This is a genomic window from Streptomyces sp. NPDC018000, from assembly GCF_044328025.1.
Taxonomy (GTDB): Bacteria; Actinomycetota; Actinomycetes; order Streptomycetales; family Streptomycetaceae; genus Streptomyces.
Window position 1 is genome coordinate 106,777 of the sequence record NZ_JBIRGM010000007.1, and the last position, 17,147, is coordinate 123,923.

Sequence of the window (17,147 nt, forward strand, 5' to 3'; positions counted from 1 at the left end):
TACGCGCAGGGGCGGTCACCGGAACGAACCGGTGACCGCCCCTGCGCGTGCTCCGTCGCTTCTTGTTGCTGACCGCTATTGACCGCCCAGCTCTTTGGCGGCTTCGGTCAGGTCCTTCGCCGTGTCGATGGCCCGCCAGTACGCCCCGTGCGGCAGCGGGTATCCGGCCAGCCTGCGCTCGCGGGCCAGCCGCGGGAACGTCGTCCGCTCGTGGTCGCCCCGGTCCGGCAGCAGCTTGGTGAACGCCGGCGAGAAGACGTACACACCGGCGTTGATCAGATACGGGGACGGCGGCGACTCGATGAAGTCGGTGATGTGCCCGAACGCATCCGTCTCCACGGCGCCCCACGGGATACGGGGACGGGCCAGGGCCAGTGTGGCGGTCGCATCGCGTTCGGCGTGGAACGCGGCCATCTCTCGCAGGGAGAAGCGCGTCCAGATGTCGCCGTTGGTGGCGTACCAGGGCTGGTCCGGATCGGGCAGCCGGGCGGCGGCGTACTTCAGCCCGCCGCCGCGGCCCAGGGGCTCGGACTCCACGACGGTCGTCACGCGCAGCGGCAGCACCGCCGAGTCCAGCCACTCCTGCAGTACCTCGGCCAGATGACCGCACGACACCACGGCGTCGGTCACACCCTCGGCGGCCAGCCAGGAAAGCTGATGGCCGATGATCGGAGTCCCGGTACCCGGGATCTCGACCATCGGCTTGGGGCGGTCATCGGTGTACGGGCGCAGCCGCGATCCCTGGCCACCCGCCAGGACCACGGCCTGCGTCGGATACGTATGCATGCCAGGCACGATATGCGGTGCCCGGACCGGCGCGTCAGCTGAACTGTGCGACACCCGAGGCGAACGATGTGTCGCAGACGGGACGCGAGAACCGGTGGGCCCGCGTCGGACCGTACTGCTCGACAGCGGCGCGGCCCAGCGCCTTCGCGATCGACATGCAGTGCCGGGCGAGCGAGGGGCGGCCCTCGACGGCACGCTGCAGATCCGTCAGCGCGACCCCCGGGTCCTTCTGCCGAAGCTTCACGAGCAGCCGGTCACGGAGGATGTCCTGCGGGGTGCGCGCCTCGGCACGCTTCGAAACGTTCTGAGCCGATGCGGCCAGGATCTGCGACTCGGAATTGTGCGCTGCCCACGGCACGCTGGTGACGGCGAGAGTCCCGGAGAGGACCATCACGACGGGCAGTACGAGAGCGAGAGTTCGGCCGATGCGGCGCGCGGTGTGGGTCACGCAGCGAGCGTAGCGGTCGGTGATGACGTGGCGACGTTTCGTCACCCTTGAGGGGGATGGTTCGAGGATGCTTTTCGAATCACGCGTTGACGAACCTCGGCGAAATGACCGGTGTGCCGGGGATTTCGGGCCGTACGGATCCAAACCCAAACACGCCCACCGGCGCGCAACCGGCCCCGCACGTGCTTGGTGCGGGGCCGGCTGCGGTGCTGGTGGGCGGGGCGTCAGTCGGTGAGACGCGCACCCGTCGAGGTCGAGAAGACGTGCAGTTCGTCCGGGCGCGGCACGACGTGCAGCGTGGTGCCCTTCTCCGGAACGGCGCGGCCGCCGACGCGGACGACCAGGTCCTTGTCCTCGCCGCCGACCCGCGCGGAGCCGTACACGAAACCGTCTGCGCCGAGCTCCTCGACGACGTTGACCGAGACGGCCAGACCGGCCGGGGCGTCGGCGCTGTCCTTCGAGAGGGACTTCGCGGCCGCGCCGCCGTGCTCGACGATGTCGAAGTGCTCGGGGCGGATGCCGACCGTGACGGTCGTGTCGCCCTTGTCCGCGGCGGCGGAGAGCGCCTCGCGGGAGACCGGGACGACGCTGTTGCCGAACTTCACACCGCCGTCGGTGATCGGGACCTCGATCAGGTTCATGGCCGGGGAGCCGATGAAGCCGGCCACGAAGAGGTTCGCCGGCTTGTCGTACATGTTGCGCGGCGAGTCGACCTGCTGGAGCAGACCGTCCTTGAGGACCGCGACACGGTCACCCATGGTCAGGGCCTCGACCTGGTCGTGCGTGACGTACACGGTCGTGATGCCCAGACGGCGCTGGAGCGAGGCGATCTGCGTACGGGTGGAGACACGGAGCTTGGCGTCGAGGTTCGACAGCGGCTCGTCCATGAGGAAGACCTGCGGCTCACGCACGATGGCGCGGCCCATCGCGACACGCTGACGCTGACCACCGGAGAGCGCCTTCGGCTTGCGGTCCAGGTACTCGGTGAGGTCCAGCATCTTGGCGGCCTCTTCGACCTTCGCCCGGATCGCGGTCTTGTTGACACCGGCGATCTTGAGCGCGAAGCCCATGTTGTCCGCGACGGTCATGTGCGGGTAGAGCGCGTAGTTCTGGAACACCATGGCGATGTCCCGGTCCTTCGGGGGCAGGTGCGTGACGTCACGGTCGCCGATGCGGATCGCGCCGCCGTTGACGTCCTCAAGACCCGCGAGCATGCGCAGGGAGGTCGACTTGCCACAACCGGAAGGACCGACGAGGACGAGGAACTCGCCGTCCGCGATGTCGATCTCGAGCTGGTCCACGGCCGGCTTCGTGGAGCCGGGGTAGATACGGGACGCCTTGTCGAACGTGACACTGGCCATGCTGAATCTTCTCCTTCACCGGCAGGAACGTGCCGGACGATCCGAGATAAGGGAGTGGTCTGGTCCACTTGAGTGAACCCTCAGCGACGCTACCTGGCCATTTGAAATCTGTCAGCAGTTCGAGCGGCGCGAGATTTTGGGACCGCGCAGGGGCCGACGTTGGTTACACTGCTCCGGCACGCCTCCTTAGCTCAGCTGGCCAGAGCGCCGCACTTGTAATGCGTAGGTCGTCGGTTCGAATCCGACAGGGGGCTCTGGGAAGGCCCAGGTCAGACACTGTCTGACCTGGCCTTTTCCTTGTCCGGTGGGGCGCTGTCGGCGGACGCTGCCGGCTCGGATCGTGCCACCGAAGCCACGGGGTGCGCGAGGGGAGCGCATGAGCGCGGTGCCTGTGCGGCGGGGTGCGCGGGAGGCGACGCGACGGCGCTGCTCATCGGATCGGTGAGGATCCTCGGAGATCACGCCGGTTTTGTGGAAACGCTCCAACCTCCGCTTCTAGGCTGGGCACCGGGGCAGACCCAAAGGACACCCTCGCGTTCAAGACGCTCGTGACGCAGTCGAGCGCCGTGCTGCTGACTCACGGATTCGACGTGGAGGCGACGTCGGTGCGGGGTGTCGCGGCCCACCTCGTCGACATTGGCACCCTGCCGGTCATGCGTCGGCATGCCGCGCTGGCCCGCGGTTTTGGCGAACGCCGAGCAGGAGGACGAGCCGGAAGAAGGGTGAGCGGCGCCGTTCAGCTGCCGCAGGCGCAGCCCGAGGCCGCCGGCGCGGGCCCGGTGTTCTCCTCCTGCCCGGCACAGCAGGCGTCGCCGCCGGAGACCGGGCTCTTGCCGAGGGTGTCGGCGTCGGCCTTGACGACGTAGATCTCCCACGGCTCCTTGCCGGGGCCGGTGATCCACACCTTGTCCTGGAGCGCGTAGCAGCAGGAGGTGTCGTTCTCCTCGAAGATGGCCAGCCCGGCGTCCTTGAGGCGAGTGGTGGCGGCGGTGACCTCCTCGGTGGAGGCGACCTCGACGCCGAGGTGGTCCAGGCGGGTGGCCTGCCCCGGCTCGCCCTCGATGAGGACGAGCTTGAGCGGCGGGGTGGTGATGGCGAAGTTCGCGTAGCCGGGACGGCGCTTGGCGGGCTCGACGCCGAAGAGCTTGGAGTAGAAGGCCACCGACGCTTCGAGGTCGGCGACGTTGAGCGCGAGCTGGACACGGGACATGGCGGTCTCTCCCCGATCAGGTTGCATTGACGTCTGTCGATGCAACCTTGCGCCTTGAATCGAGAACCGTCAACATAGAAGTATGTCGAAACAAGGGTTTGTGGTGCTTGGCCAGGACGGCGCCGACGGATGCTGCCCGGGGCTGCTGACCGCACCGCTGGACGAGGACCAGGCCGAGACGCTGGCAAAGGTGTTCAAGGCGCTGGGTGACCCGGTGCGGCTGAGGCTGCTGTCGATGATCGCCTCCCGCGCGGGCGGCGAGGTCTGCGTCTGCGATCTCACCCCGTCCTTCGACCTGTCCCAGCCGACGATCTCCCACCACCTCAAGCTGCTGAAGCAGGCCGGGCTCATCGACTCCGAGCGGCGCGGGACGTGGGTGTACTACCGGCTGCTGCCGCAGATGACCGACCGCCTCGCCGAGATCCTCACCCGCCCCGCCGGCGCACCGCTTGCCGGGCCCGCGACCGCCGGGGCCGCCTCGTGAGCACCGGCACCGCCGCGCCGGCCGAGGCCGTCGCCGCCCGGCTGTCGTTCCTGGACCGGTTCCTCGCCGTATGGATCCTGGCCGCGATGGCCGCCGGCCTCGGGCTCGGCCGACTCGTTCCTGGCCTCGGTGACGCGCTCGCGAAGGTCACCGTCACCGGTGTCTCGCTGCCGATCGCGCTCGGCCTGCTGGTGATGATGTATCCGGTGCTCGCCAAGGTCCGCTACGACCGCCTGGACACCGTCACCCGCGACCGGCGCCTGCTCATCCCCTCCCTGGTCCTGAACTGGATCGTCGGCCCGGCCCTGATGTTCGCCCTGGCCTGGCTCTTCCTGCCCGACCTGCCCGAGTACCGCACCGGCCTGATCATCGTCGGCCTCGCCCGATGCATCGCCATGGTCATCATCTGGAACGACCTCGCCTGCGGCGACCGCGAAGCCGCCGCCGTCCTGGTCGCGCTCAACTCCGTGTTCCAGGTCGTCGCATTCAGCCTGCTGGGCTGGTTCTACCTCTCCGTACTGCCTGGCTGGCTCGGCCTGGAACAGACCGCACTCGACGTGTCCGTGTGGGAGATCGCCCGCTCCGTCCTGATCTTCCTCGGCATCCCCCTGCTGGCCGGGTTCCTCACCCGCCGTCTCGGCGAGCAGGCCCGGGGCCGCACCTGGTACGAGACGAAGCTGATCCCCAGGATCGGCCCATTCGCCCTGTACGGACTGCTGTTCACCATCGTCGTGCTCTTCGCCCTCCAGGGCGACGCCATCACCTCCAAGCCCCTGGACGTCGCCCGGATCGCGCTGCCCCTGCTGGTGTACTTCGCCGTGATGTGGGCCGGGTCCATGGCCGTCGGCCGCGCGGTCGGCCTGGACTACCCGAGGGCCACCACGCTGGCGTTCACCGCCGCGGGCAACAACTTCGAGCTCGCCATCGCGGTCGCCATCGCCACCTTCGGCGCCACCTCCGGCCAGGCCCTCGCCGGAGTCGTCGGCCCCCTGATCGAGGTTCCCGTCCTCATCGGCTTGGTCTACGTAGCCCTGGCCGCCCGCCGCTTCTTCCCCCAGCCCGCCCCCGCGGCCCCGTCGGCCGCTGCCCCGGAAGGTTCCGCACATGTCTGAGTCCAAGCCGTCCGTGCTGTTCGTGTGCGTCCACAACGCCGGACGCTCGCAGATGGCCGCTGCGTTCCTCACCCACCTCTCCCGGGGCCGCATCGAGGTCCGCTCCGCCGGGTCCGCGCCGGCCGACACGGTGAACCCGGCCGCCGTGCAGGCGATGGCTGAGGCCGGCATCGACCTGTCCGCCGAGACGCCGAAGGTGCTGACTGTCGAGGCCGTGAAGGCGTCCGACGTGGTGATCACCATGGGGTGCGGCGACACCTGCCCTGTCTTTCCCGGCAAGAAGTACCTCGACTGGAAGCTCGACGACCCGGCCGGGCAGGGCATCGAAGCGGTCCGGCCGATTCGGGACGAGGTCGAGCAGCGTATTCACACCCTGCTGGCCGAACTCCTGCCCGAGAACGCCTGACTCCCGATTACGCGAGGTCGCCACACCTCTTCTTCCGCGACCACTTTTACAACGCCGGAACCAACTGAGCGCCGAATGCACAGCTCGGACGCAGACGAAGGCAGGGCTCAGCCACGGAGCGGTCGGAGGGGTGGCGCGCGCTACGCCGTGAGCGTCTGACGGTCGGCGGCGCCGCACGTGCACGAGCAGGTGCACCCGCTTGTGGCCTTTATGGGAGTCGTAGGTCGAGCTGCGCGCTGTTCGATCGCCGAGCGAACCGCACGCGGGGCGCGGGGAACGAGCTTGACGACCGCCGCCGCCGCGGCGTGGGCGAGGTCGTCGAGGACGGACTGGTAGATGTCTCGGGTGATGCGGGTGTCGCTGTGCCCGAGGGTCTCCGAGACGACCTTGATGTCGACGCCTGCGGCGAGCATGAGCGTCGCGGCACCGTGGCGCAGGTCGTGGAGTCGGATGGGCGGCAGGTCGGCCTCGGCGACCAGGCGATCGAACAGGTCGGAGATCCTGCCCGGGTGGAGCAGGGAGCCGTCCTCTTCGGTGAAGATGCGGCCGGTGTCCTTCCAGGCGTCACCCCATTTGCGCTTCTCCTCCTCCTGAGCGATCCGGCGTCGCTCGATGAGTTCGACCGTCTCGTCGTCCAACGCGACGGAGCGGATACCGCTGTTGGTTTTGGGCAGCCCTTCGAGGACCTGCCAGCCGTCTTGGGCAAGCTGGGTGGCGATCTCCAGCGAGCGGTTCTTCTTCGAGTAGTCGACCCAGCGGGGCCCGCAGCCCTCACCTCGGCGCAGGCCACGGAAGGCGATCATCCGCCACATGGCCTCCAGACGGTGCCCGAAGACGTGGTCGAGGAACGTGCCGGTCTGCTCCGGCGTCCAGACCATCACGGGGCTTGGCTTCTCGCCGGTGGCCCGCCAGTGGGCGACGCGTTCGTCGGTCCACACGAGGGCCTTCGGCTTGGTGCCGGGCTCAAGCTCGACGTGCTCGGCGGGGTTGTAGTTGGGGATGATCCGCTGCGCGATGGCGGTGTTGAGGGCCGCGCGCAAGGTGGCCTTGATGTGGTGCTGGGTGTTGACACTGGTCACTCGGCGGAAGGGCGGCATCTGGTCGATAGCCGTCTTCAGCCACTTGCGGCGAGCCCGGTTCTCCAGGCCCTTCCACGGTATGGCGTTCAATTCATCAAGGGCTGCCTGCCGTTGGGCGCTCTGCTCCTGGATCTCGATGTTCGCCTCGTTGATGGCGTCGAACATCCGGTCCAGGTGCGGCACGTTGAGCTTGTCGAGCCGTATCTCGCCCAGGTGCGGCTTGAGGTGGATACGGACGTCCACGTCGTACCGCTTGTACCCGCTCACACGCAGACGCTTCTTGCCGCCGAGCCACAGGTCGAGCCACTCGGCCACGAGCATCTTGGGGTTGAGGGCCTGACCGGCTGCCAGGCGCCGGCCGGGTCTCGTCGTAGTCCGGCAGGGGTTCCTTGTTCTTGGCGCAGGACTCCAGCATGTCGCTGATCGCGAGGTGCCCTGCGGGGTCGTCCTCGTCCGGGATGGCCAGCAGGGCCCGGACCTTGCTGAGTTCCTTGGTGGCCTCGGTCGAGGACTCGAACCCGCTGCGGCGGAACTCTCGGCGGGTTCCGTCGGGTCGGTTAATGAGTTCGTGGCGTATGGACCAGTTGCCGTGACGCCGGTTGGTCAGTTTGGGGCATGACTTGCCGTAGTTCTTGCCGGTCTCGGGGTTGCGGCAGGAGCAGCGGCGCGTGACGGTGCCGCCGGACATGGTGGGGCTCGGCAACACTAGTCCTCGGGGTTGTCGACGAACGAGAGGTCGGCGGGGAGAGCAGGGGGGACCAACCCGCGCTCCCGCATCGCGTCGCGGAACTCGCCCAGTTCTCTGCAGTCGTCGAAGGCGAGCTGTTCGTACGATGCTGCGGTTTCGAGGAGGGCGTCACGGCGGGCGGTGTCGAGGGTGATGCTGGCCTTCCGGCGCCGTTCCTTCGCCCAGGAAGTCGCGGACTTTGTCCCGCGCCCAGGGGAGGTCGGAAGCGTACGAGCGGTAGCGCCACACGGCGAGTTCGGTGAGCGACGCCGGCTCGTGTGGCTGCACAAGATGGAAGACAGCGACGCCGCACGCGAAGACATGCAGGACACACTTCTGCGCGTCGGGGTGTTCCACACGTGCTGCCGAGGACTCCAGCCGATCCGTGCCCGCACTCCGTGTCATGTGTGCGCGGAGCCGGCGGGCGCGCTCGACGCCGATGAAGACCGGCAGGAACTTGTGGGAGTGTACTTCGATCACGCCGACGACGGGCGGCACGCCGCTCTTCGGTCCGAGGGCTGCGGCGAACCGCGCCTTCGCATTCGTCCGACGCACGGCTGAGCGCCGTATCGAGGACAGCCTGCGACTCGGCACGAGGTAGGTAACCGGTGCCGCCGCCTTCCCAGTTCGACACGGTCCGGTCGCTGACACCCAGGTACGCGGCGAAATCCCGAAGGCTCATGCGCAGGACATCGCGCAACAGCCGCGCTTCCCGGCCGGACCATCGCTGCACCGTGACCACCGCCGTACCCCCTGTCCACAGTCCGATGGGACACCCAAACACTCAGCGTAGCCAGGCAAGTGCAGCAACGGTGCGGCATTGCTGCAGCGCTCCTACCTCACTCCCCGGACCCGGTCTGCACCATGCTGAGTCCACCGAGCCGGGAAGCACCGACCGCCACCAGGCGGCGCTCCGCCCGTTCTCTCCCGTACCACGTTCAGAAGGAGCCAACGGTATGACCGACATCGTCAAGCGCAACGCCCGCGTCATCCTCCTCGACGGCGACGAACTGGTCCTGATCAAGCGCACCAAGCCGGGCAGGGACCCGTACTGGGTCTCGGTCGGTGGCGGGGTGGAGGAGTGCGACGCAACCATCGAGGCAGCCCTGCACCGCGAGGTGTTCGAGGAGCTTGGCGGCAAGCTGGAGCGCGCCGAACTCGTCCATCTGATCACCGACCAGCTGGAAGGCGGCATCGGCGTCCAGCACATCTTCGCCGCCCGTCTGGAGACGATGGACCTGTCCGCCCGTACGGGCACGGAGTTCACCAAGCCGGAGCGGGGCGGGTACGAGGTGGTCCGGGTGCCGTTCACCGCCCAGACCGTCCGTGAGTTGAACCTGATGCCGCCGGAGTTGGCCGAATTCATCGCCACGAACACGGACGCAATCGTCTCCGTCATCGGCACCCCGATCCGCGAGGCATGAGCGATGGCGCAGGTCTTGGACTTCGTCAGCCTCAACGGCCCTGACAACGTGGGCAAGACGACCCACCTCCTGCGGCTGGCCGAACGGTGGGACGGCTTCCAACCGCTGGGCGCCGTCCACGAGCACGACCCCGAGTCGTGGGAGCGGGTAGCGGGCAGCGACTACCCCCGGTGGTGGTTTGAGACATCCACGACCGTCGAGCTGACCGAGATGCTGCTGGCCGGCCACGCCAAGCGGGCCGCCGCCCGCGAGGCCGGGCGTACGGGCTTGCTCGACCGGGGCCTTCCCATGCTCCTCGCCGTGTCCGCCGCGACCTGTGTGGTCAAGGACGGGCTGACGGTGGGCGAAGCTCTCAAGACCGTTACGAGCATTGCTGGTTCACGTGCCGGAGCACCAGAGACCTCGGTCCTTCTGATCCCGTCACTCGACGCCGAGCGCAGCTATGCCATCACCAGCGCGCGCGAGGGCCGTCCCTGGACCGGGATCTACCCGACGTATCAGAAGACTCTGCATGCAGCCCTGCTCCACCAGGTCGGCAACGGCGCGTACACCGCCGTCGTGGACTGCGAGGGCCGCTCTCTGGACGACGTACACGGCCCCGTCCTGGCCATCTCGCACACCCTCCTGCTGGGCGTCCTCACCCACCTCGCGGAAGGCCCCGCAGCCTTTACAACCGCCGCGAGGACGCCGTGGCAGTTCGCCGAGCGCCGCCTGTTCACCGTCTTCCAACCCACGGCGCCGCGCCTTCAAAGACCTGCATGATGAACGGCCTACGCCCCGGCCGTCGTCGACCTACTGGGCGCAGGCCGTCGTTTGCCTGCGCTGGCTCTTCTACATGTCACCTATGTCTGAGGCTAGTTGAGCGGCTGGGCGACATGGACGCCCGAGACTGGCCCACCGCCACGCGAAGTCTGCCGGTAGCCACCCTCGCCCAAGTGGACGAGGGTGAGCTGGAAATGCTGTAACAGCAGCGAGGGCGAAGATGAGCGATGCCCACGGCGTGTTCACGCGGGTCCTGACCTGGTGCCCACGGGTGCGATTTCGGATGTCACGGTGCCTGGCAGGCCCGGTGGCTGCCGCTCGGTGCCGGCGGACGATCGGTGGACCGGGGCGTCAGGAGGTGCCGGCCAGCCGGTGCAGTATTCCGGCGACCAGTGCGGTCTGGTGAGCCACCGTGTCCGGGTAGATGAACTCGTTCCTCGCGTGGGCGCCCCCGCCCACCGCTCCCAGGCCACAGAGCACGGGAAGGCCCAGACCCGCGACGAAATTCGCGTCGCTGGCACCACCGACGGTGACGTCGGCGAGAGTCCGGCCGAGTTCTTCCGACACTGCTCGCGCGGTCTTCAGCAGGGGCTCCGACGCGGCGTTCAGCGTCATCGGCGGCCGGTTCCAGCCGTGCTGGACATCGATACGGACGCGCGGGTCGCTCACCTGGATCTCGTCGAACGCGGCGTCCACCCGGTCCTGCTCCGCCTGGGTGAGAACACGGATGTCGATGCTCGCGGACGCCTGTCCGGCCACGACGTTCGTTCCGGATCCGCCGCTGATACGCCCTACGTTGACCGTGGTTCCCTCCGCGGGTGCGGCTGTGGCCGCAGCATTCGTGACGAACTCGGCGAGCGCGTGGATCGCGCTGGCCCCGGCCTCGGGGTTCAGCCCGGCGTGTGCTTCCACTCCCGTGGCCGTCACCGTGAAGATCCCGCCGCCCTTGCGGCCTGTTTTGACGGCACCGTCCACGCTCGCCTCAAGTACCAGCGTGGCATCCACGGATGCCGCGACCCGTTCGATCACCGTTCGGGACGAGAGGGAGCCGATTTCCTCGTCGCCGTTGAGGACGAAGGTCACCGTGGGTACTGCCGCACCGCTTTCGCGGAGCAGTTTGAGAGCCCAGATGCCCTGAGCGAGGCCCGTCTTCATGTCGAAGATGCCGGGCCCGCTCAGACGTTCCCGGCCGTCTCCGTCGTGGTGGGAAGCGATCGGCCAGTTCGCGAGTGTGCCCCGCGGCCACACGGTGTCGTAGTGGCCGACGATCGCGACATGCCCCGGCCCGTGCCCTTCGTAGGTGATGACCACGGTGTCGCCCTGCTCGCCGCCCGGGTGCCGTGCCACTTCTGTGGGGGCGCCGAGCCGGCGGGCGACGACGTTGCTCAGCAGTTCAAGGCCGTGACCGAGACCGGGGAGGTCGTAACTGTGGGTCTCGCAGGCGACGAGGTCGGTGATGTCGGTGAGGATGTCCGCAGCGGCGGCGTCGGCGCTGCGGGCGAGCTCGGAGATCATGGTGCGGTCGCTCCGTGGGGATGTGGGGGATGCGGGGGACGTGGGGGATTCGGGGTCAGGCGCCGGGGCCGAAGGGGATGCCGAGCAGGTACCAGGCCAGGGCGAAGCCGACCCACACCACCCAGATGACAGCGGCCAGGGGGATGGTGAACGAGGCGAGCGTGCCGATCCCCGCCGACTTCCGGTAGCGCTGGATGAAGCCGAGAGCCATCGCGAAGTACGGGCTCATGGGCGTGATGCAGTTGCTGACGGAGTCGGCTACCCGGTAGACGGCCTGGGTGGCCTCGGGGCTGATCCCGATGAGCATGAGCATGGGGATGAACACCGGTGCGGCCAGCGCCCAGAGCGCGGATCCGCTGGTGATGGCCAGGTTCATGAAGGTGACCAGGACGGCTATCCCCAGCAGGACCACCCACCCGTGCACGCCGAGGTTCTGCAGCGCTTCCGCACCCCGTATCGCGAGCACCTCGCCGATGTGACTCCACTTGAAGTAGGCGAGGAACTGGGAGATGGCGAAGAACAGCACCAGGATCGGCGCCATGGACCGGGCGCCCTCGACCATGGCCGCCACCACGTCCCGGGACCCGGGGAGGGATCCGGTGAGCCGGCCGTACACGGTGCCCAGAAGCGCGAAGAAGACACCCAGAAGAAGGGCCATGCCCGAGAACAGCGGGGACTGGACCACGCTGCCCCCTTCGCCGCGCAGCGGGGACCCCGTCGGCAGCATGACGAGGACCAGAGCGGCCACGAAGGCCAGCGCGACCAGTCCGGTCACCCGCAGGGCGCGGTGCTCGGCGGCAGTGACCTCGACGTCGGCCAGTTCCGCGGCGTTCAGGTCCGAGGCGGGTTCGTCGGTCTCCAGATCGGGGCGGCGGGCCAGGACCTTCTCGGTGACCAGGGTGATGACGAGGGCGACGAGCACCGAGGACGCAAGGCTGAAGTAGTAGTTCGCCACAGGAGTGACGACGTAACCCGGGTCGATCGTCTGCGCGGCGGCGGTGGAGATCGTGGACAGCAGTACGTCGGTGGTCGTCAGCGAGGGCGAGGCGTCGTAGCCCGCCGAGATGGAGACGAAGGCGACTATGCAGCCGAGCACGGGGCTGCGGCCGGCGGCGCGGAACACCAGAGCGCCCAGGGGGATGAGCGTCACGTATGCGGCGTCGCCGGCGACGTGGCCGACCATCGCGGTCATGGACAGGGCGAAAGTCAGGTACTTGCCCGGTACCCGTGCGACGAGGCGACGCAGCAGGGTGCTGAACAGTCCGCTGCGTTCGGCCACCGCGATGCCGAGCATCACCGTGATGATCGTGGCCAGCGGGGGGAAGCTGGCGAAGTTCTCCACCGCCTCCTCGACCATCATCGCGATGCCGTCGTGGCTGAGCAGGCTGCGTACCTCGACGGTCTCGTCGCCTCCGGGCCGGACGGCGCCGAGACCTGCCGCGGACAGGACCGCGCTCAGCGCGACGACAAGCAGTGCCAGCAGCCAGAACAGCCAGAAGGGATGGGGCAGTCTGTTGCCCACTCTCTCGATCACGGCGAAGCTGCGGAAGGCTGCCCGCAGGACCTTCGGCTGCGGGGCCACCTCTTTGGTGGTCAGCTCATGGGGCATCGCAAAAGAAAACCTTTCCGCAAGAAGGGAAACGGGGGGAGCGAAGGGGGGTGATTCGGTCGAATCCGGACCGTCGTTCCGGGGTGGCCGACCGCGTTGCATCATCGTGTGCATTTACGGCCAGCAGGGCCGAAAATCGTCGAGAATCGCTTTCTGGAGGCCCTGCATGCACGATTTCGCCGACTCGTTCCCGGACGGCCGCTTGGAGGAGGCCGACCTCGCGCTCGCCAACTGTCTGCAGATCGCGCCGCGTGCCTCATGGGCCACGCTCGGCGACGTCCTGGGGGTCAGCGCCGCCACGGCGGCCCGACGCTGGCGGCGGCTGGCCGCCACGGGACAGGCATGGGTCACCGCGACCGGCGGTTCCAGCCTGTGGCGCTCGCTGTGTGATGCCTTTCTCGACATTCAGTGCCATCCGGCACAGCGCGGCCGGGTGGCACTCGCACTGGCCCGCGATCCGAGAACCAAATCGGTGATGGAGGTCGCCAGCGGCCGTGATCTGCATGTCAACGTCATCACCAGCGATCTGCAGGCACTGTCGCGCTTCGTCCTGGACCAGGTCAGCTGCCTCCCCGGGGTGGTGAAGGTCGATGTGCAGATCAACACGCACACCTATATCTCCGGAAGCGCCTGGCGGCTGGACGCCTTGTCCCGCAACCAGCGCGAGCGCCTGCAACCCGCGGCTGCGCCGAGCCGGCCGGCGCAAACCGGGTGGCTGTCACCCGCCGACCGCGCGCTCCTGCTCGCACTGGCTCCGGACGGCAGACTGCCGGTCACCGAGCTCGCCGAACGCACCGGCGCCAGTCACACGGCGACCCGCCGCAGGCTGTCCCGGCTGGAGCACACGGGCGCGGCCTCCTTCCGCTGCGAGATCTCCCAACACCTCACGGGCTGGCCGGTGACGACGCTTCTGTGGGGCCGGGTCCCTCCGGGCGACCGCAAGCGCGTAAGCGAGCGACTGGCCCGCATGCCCGAGATCCGCCTGCTGGTCGCCACCAGCGGCGGCACCAATTTCCGGGTATCCACCTGGCTGCGTTCCACCGCCGGCGCGCACGACCTGGAGGAGCGGATCACTGCCGCTCTGCCCGAGTTCGAAATCGTCGAGCACGCCGTCGTGCTGCGTACGGTGAAACGGCTCGGCTGGATTCTGGACGACCTCGGGCGGCGCAGAGAGTGTGCACCCATCGACCCGTGGTGCCCGAAGGACACCCGTATCCCGTCGGCGGACCCGGACGAGTACGGGAAGTGACGTGCGTTCGCGCGTATCGGCGTATGCCATCGCTGCCGTGCAGGACCAGCTGCTGTTGACTCAACTCTCGGAAGCCTCAGCGGTGTTCGAGCCTGGACCGGCCACGGGTACCCGCCACCACCCGGTGGCGGGCACCCGTCCGTCTTTTCCGGTCAGTGCCGCCCCGACAGCAGGTCCGCGGCCTTCGCGATGGGGTCCGTGCCAGGGCGGGGCGACGTGAGTTCGCGACGGTCGGCGGTGCGGTAGGCGGCGTACATGCCGTGGACGCCGAGCCAGCGGAAGGGTTCCGGTTCCCAGCGGCGGACCCGGTGGTTGACCCAGGGCAGCGTGGTCAGTTCCGTGGGGCCGGACTGGCCGGAGTCCTGCTGGATCAGGTCGCGCAGGGTGCGGGCGGCGAGGTTGGTGGTGGCCACACCGGAACCGACGTAGCCGCCGGCCCAGCCGAGGCCGGTGGCGCGGTCGAGGGTGACGGTGGCGCACCAGTCGCGGGGGACGCCGAGGACGCCGGACCAGGCGTGGTCGATGCGGGCGGCCGCGGTGGTGGGGAAGAGGCGGACGAGGATGTCGCGGAGCGCCTCGATGGTGGCGGGCTGGGTGCGGCCGTCGTTGTCCGTGCCGGAACCGTAGCGGTACGGGACGCCGCGGCCGCCGAGTGCGATGCGGTCGTCGGCGGTGCGCTGGGCGTACATGTAGGCGTGGGCCATGTCGCCGAGGGTTTCGCGGCCGTCCCAGCCGATGGTGTCCCACACGGACCGTGGGAGCGGCTCGGTGGCGATCATCGAGGAGTTCATGGGGAGCCAGGTGCGCCTCTGGCCCTTGAGGTTTGCGGTGAAGCCCTCGGTGCAGCGCAGGATGTACGGGGCGCGGACGGTGCCGTACGGGGTGTGGGCGTGCTTCGGCTTGATCTCGGTGACGGGCGTCGACTCGTGGATGGTGACGCCTAGCGCCTCGACGGTCGCGGCGAGGCCCTTGACGAGTTTGACCGGGTGCAGGCGGGCGCCGTGCGGGGTCCAGGTGGAACCCACGGCTCCGGTGACGTTGATGCGTTCGCCGGTCTCGCGGGCGCCGTGCAGGACGCGGTCCTTCTCGCCGAAGGCGATCTCGACGGCATGGAAGTCCTTGAGCCGGGCCAGCTGGGCGGGGGTGTAGGCGACTTCGAGGACACCGCCCTGGTGGATGTCGGCGTCGATGTTCTCCTCGGCTGCCACACGGACGACCTCGTCGACCGTGTCGTTCATCGCCTGCTGGAGGCGGACGGCGGCTTCGTGGCCGTGGAGCTTGGCGTAGCGGTCGCGGCCCGCGATGCCGTTGTACAGCCAGCCGCCGTTGCGTCCGGAGGCGCCGTAGCCGCAGAACTTGGCTTCGAGGACGGTGATGTCGAGGAAGGGGACGGCCTTCTTGAGGTAGTAGGCGGTCCACAGTCCGGTGTATCCACCGCCGACGATGCAGATGTCGGCGGTGGCGTCGCCGGGCAGGGGTTCCCGGGGGATGGGGGTGCCTTGGTCCGCGTACCAGAACGATATGCCGCCGTTGACGGTGCTGACGGTGCTCATGTTGCCCCTGCTTTGTCCGGTGTGAAGCCTTGAGTGAGGTCGTACTTTCTCTGGGGCGGGAGGTTACTGCGCCGGAGGGGCTTTCGTCCTGTTCCGGGACCGGGTCAGTGGGTAGCAGGCGAGGCCGATGAGTACGGAGATGAAGTGGCCGAGGTCGGTGAAGGTGCGACCGGCGATGAGAGGGATGCCGTAGAAGACGAGCACGGCGAAGAGATAAACGTACCGCCAGGGTGTCGGGATGCGGTACGTGAGGACCGCGATGACGCCCGCAAGCGCGTAACTGACGCCGATATCGAGCGTGTTGGCGGCGGCCGGTGATACGTGTCCGTGCCGGATGCCCCAGGCCAGGACGCCTTCGCTGGCAAAGGTGGCGAGGACATGCGCCGCGATGGCGACGGCGAGCCAGCGCAGGGTGCCGAGCCAGCGTTCGGCAGGGGCGTGGAAGACGGTGTAGAGGGCGGCGTAGGGAAGCCAATGGCCGCCGTCGATCCAGAGGGTGCTGGTGATCAGTACGCGTACGGGGTTCTCGGAGAGTTCGTGGATGTTGGTCGAGCGCTGGCGCAGGAAGTCCTCTTCGAAGCCCGGTGACATCTGGTGGACGAGGACGGTGGTGACGAAGAGCGCGGCCAGCCAGATGTAGGTGCCGGGTGCGCTGCGGATCCATGAGCCGGCGCTGCGGAGCCACGAGCCGGCGCCGTCGTGCGGCCGGGTGGGCGGGGCGGGGCTGCTCGGAGTCATCATCCGATTGATGCACAGTTCTACGACCGCCCGCGTGATTGACATTCCGGACGAGCTGATCGATACCCGGTCCACATGCAACGGGGCGGCAGGGCGGGCCTGTCTCGCGGTGCTGCCGGGGGGCGGGGCCAGCGGCGTACGAGCCCGGTCCTACTCTGCCCTCATGATTCGCACCGCTACCCCTGCCGATGTCCCCGTCATCCACGCCATGGTCCGTGAGCTGGCCGACTACGAGAAGTGCCTGCACGAGGTGCACGCCACCGAGGAGCAGCTGCACGAGGCGCTGTTCGGCGAGCGGCCCGCCGCGTATGCGCACATCGCCGAGTCGGACGACGACGGCGAGGCCGTCGGCTTCGCGCTGTGGTTCCTGAACTTCTCCACATGGCGCGGGGTGCACGGCATCTACCTGGAGGACCTGTACGTACGTCCGGAGCGGCGCGGCGGCGGGCACGGGAAGGCGTTGCTGACGGAGCTGGCGCGGATCTGTGTGGAGCGCGGCTACGAGCGCCTGGAGTGGTCGGTGCTGAACTGGAACACCCCGTCCATAGCGTTCTACGAGTCGCTGGGTGCGCGGCCGCAGGAGGAGTGGACGGTGTACCGGCTGACGGACGGGGCGCTGACGAAGCTCGGGGAACAGCTCGGCGGGCAGTAGGCCCTGGCCGGGTTACGGGGCCGCTGTCAGGA

General features: G+C 68.5%; 16 protein-coding genes, 1 tRNA gene and 1 pseudogene. 8 read left to right on the forward strand and 10 right to left on the reverse strand.

The window, feature by feature from the left end; translation table 11 throughout:
- Positions 1-75 precede the first annotated feature (75 nt).
- The 3 genes from ACH4EW_RS18245 to ACH4EW_RS18255 form a co-directional block, all read right to left on the reverse strand.
- Positions 76-786, reverse strand: a complete 711-nt coding sequence (locus tag ACH4EW_RS18245) for an NDP-sugar synthase (RefSeq protein ID WP_398257971.1) — start codon at positions 784-786, stop codon at positions 76-78.
- A 34-nt stretch (positions 787-820) separates the two neighbouring features.
- Positions 821-1,234: a hypothetical protein gene (locus ACH4EW_RS18250; protein ID WP_398257973.1), complete on the reverse strand. Its 414-nt coding sequence runs from the start codon at positions 1,232-1,234 to the stop codon at positions 821-823.
- A gap of 224 nt (positions 1,235-1,458) precedes the next feature.
- The gene (locus ACH4EW_RS18255) at positions 1,459-2,595 is read right to left on the reverse strand and encodes an ABC transporter ATP-binding protein (RefSeq protein ID WP_398257975.1); all 1,137 of its coding nucleotides are present in this window, start codon (positions 2,593-2,595) and stop codon (positions 1,459-1,461) included.
- 180 nt (positions 2,596-2,775) lie between these two features.
- Between ACH4EW_RS18255 and ACH4EW_RS18260 the strand changes: the two genes are divergently transcribed.
- Positions 2,776-2,849 (forward strand) — tRNA-Thr (locus tag ACH4EW_RS18260).
- A gap of 482 nt (positions 2,850-3,331) precedes the next feature.
- On the opposite strand, the gene ACH4EW_RS18265 is transcribed toward ACH4EW_RS18260, so the two are convergent.
- Positions 3,332-3,805: an ArsI/CadI family heavy metal resistance metalloenzyme gene (locus ACH4EW_RS18265; RefSeq protein ID WP_398257977.1), complete on the reverse strand. Its 474-nt coding sequence runs from the start codon at positions 3,803-3,805 to the stop codon at positions 3,332-3,334.
- A gap of 82 nt (positions 3,806-3,887) precedes the next feature.
- On the opposite strand from ACH4EW_RS18265, the gene ACH4EW_RS18270 reads away from it, so the two are divergent.
- The 3 genes from ACH4EW_RS18270 to ACH4EW_RS18280 are packed head-to-tail and all read left to right on the forward strand — an operon-like array spanning position 3,888 to position 5,807.
- Positions 3,888-4,289 (forward strand): ArsR/SmtB family transcription factor, encoded by a 402-nt coding sequence (locus tag ACH4EW_RS18270; protein WP_398257979.1) that lies wholly within the window; start codon positions 3,888-3,890, stop codon positions 4,287-4,289.
- Positions 4,286-5,401, forward strand: coding sequence for an ACR3 family arsenite efflux transporter (arsB, locus tag ACH4EW_RS18275; RefSeq protein WP_398257981.1), 1,116 nt, complete (start codon positions 4,286-4,288; stop codon positions 5,399-5,401). The genes ACH4EW_RS18270 and arsB overlap by 4 nt, the downstream gene beginning before the upstream one ends.
- Positions 5,394-5,807, forward strand: coding sequence for an arsenate reductase ArsC (locus ACH4EW_RS18280; protein ID WP_398257983.1), 414 nt, complete (start codon positions 5,394-5,396; stop codon positions 5,805-5,807). The genes arsB and ACH4EW_RS18280 overlap by 8 nt, the downstream gene beginning before the upstream one ends.
- A 140-nt stretch (positions 5,808-5,947) precedes the next feature.
- Here ACH4EW_RS18280 and ACH4EW_RS18285 read toward each other — a convergent pair.
- Positions 5,948-7,574, reverse strand: a pseudogene (locus ACH4EW_RS18285) (tyrosine-type recombinase/integrase).
- A 168-nt stretch (positions 7,575-7,742) separates the two neighbouring features.
- Entirely contained in the window at positions 7,743-8,168 is a 426-nt protein-coding gene (locus tag ACH4EW_RS18290; RefSeq protein WP_398257985.1) for a hypothetical protein, read from the reverse strand.
- 401 nt (positions 8,169-8,569) lie between these two features.
- Here ACH4EW_RS18290 and ACH4EW_RS18295 point away from each other — a divergent pair, with 401 nt between their 5' ends.
- Together ACH4EW_RS18295 and ACH4EW_RS18300 are read left to right on the forward strand one after the other, a co-directional pair.
- Positions 8,570-9,037, forward strand: coding sequence for an NUDIX domain-containing protein (locus tag ACH4EW_RS18295; protein ID WP_398257987.1), 468 nt, complete (start codon positions 8,570-8,572; stop codon positions 9,035-9,037).
- Positions 9,038-9,040: 3 nt separating this feature from the next.
- Positions 9,041-9,799, forward strand: coding sequence for a hypothetical protein (locus tag ACH4EW_RS18300; RefSeq protein WP_398257989.1), 759 nt, complete (start codon positions 9,041-9,043; stop codon positions 9,797-9,799).
- A gap of 351 nt (positions 9,800-10,150) precedes the next feature.
- On the opposite strand, the gene ACH4EW_RS18305 is transcribed toward ACH4EW_RS18300, so the two are convergent.
- Positions 10,151-11,314: a M20 family metallopeptidase gene (locus tag ACH4EW_RS18305; RefSeq protein WP_398257991.1), complete on the reverse strand. Its 1,164-nt coding sequence runs from the start codon at positions 11,312-11,314 to the stop codon at positions 10,151-10,153.
- 55 nt (positions 11,315-11,369) lie between these two features.
- Positions 11,370-12,923: an AbgT family transporter gene (locus tag ACH4EW_RS18310; protein WP_398257993.1), complete on the reverse strand. Its 1,554-nt coding sequence runs from the start codon at positions 12,921-12,923 to the stop codon at positions 11,370-11,372.
- A 166-nt stretch (positions 12,924-13,089) separates the two neighbouring features.
- On the opposite strand from ACH4EW_RS18310, the gene ACH4EW_RS18315 reads away from it, so the two are divergent.
- A complete protein-coding gene (locus ACH4EW_RS18315) occupies positions 13,090-14,172 on the forward strand; it encodes an AsnC family transcriptional regulator (protein ID WP_398257995.1) in 1,083 nt (360 codons plus the stop codon).
- A gap of 152 nt (positions 14,173-14,324) precedes the next feature.
- On the opposite strand, the gene ACH4EW_RS18320 is transcribed toward ACH4EW_RS18315, so the two are convergent.
- Entirely contained in the window at positions 14,325-15,725 is a 1,401-nt protein-coding gene (locus ACH4EW_RS18320; protein ID WP_398257997.1) for an NAD(P)/FAD-dependent oxidoreductase, read from the reverse strand.
- A gap of 63 nt (positions 15,726-15,788) precedes the next feature.
- Positions 15,789-16,463 carry a rhomboid-like protein gene (locus ACH4EW_RS18325; RefSeq protein ID WP_398257999.1) on the reverse strand — a complete coding sequence of 225 codons (675 nt, stop codon included), beginning with the start codon at positions 16,461-16,463 and terminating at the stop codon, positions 15,789-15,791.
- Between the two features lie 163 nt (positions 16,464-16,626).
- Between ACH4EW_RS18325 and ACH4EW_RS18330 the strand changes: the two genes are divergently transcribed.
- Entirely contained in the window at positions 16,627-17,115 is a 489-nt protein-coding gene (locus tag ACH4EW_RS18330; protein WP_398258001.1) for a GNAT family N-acetyltransferase, read from the forward strand.
- Positions 17,116-17,147 lie beyond the last annotated feature (32 nt).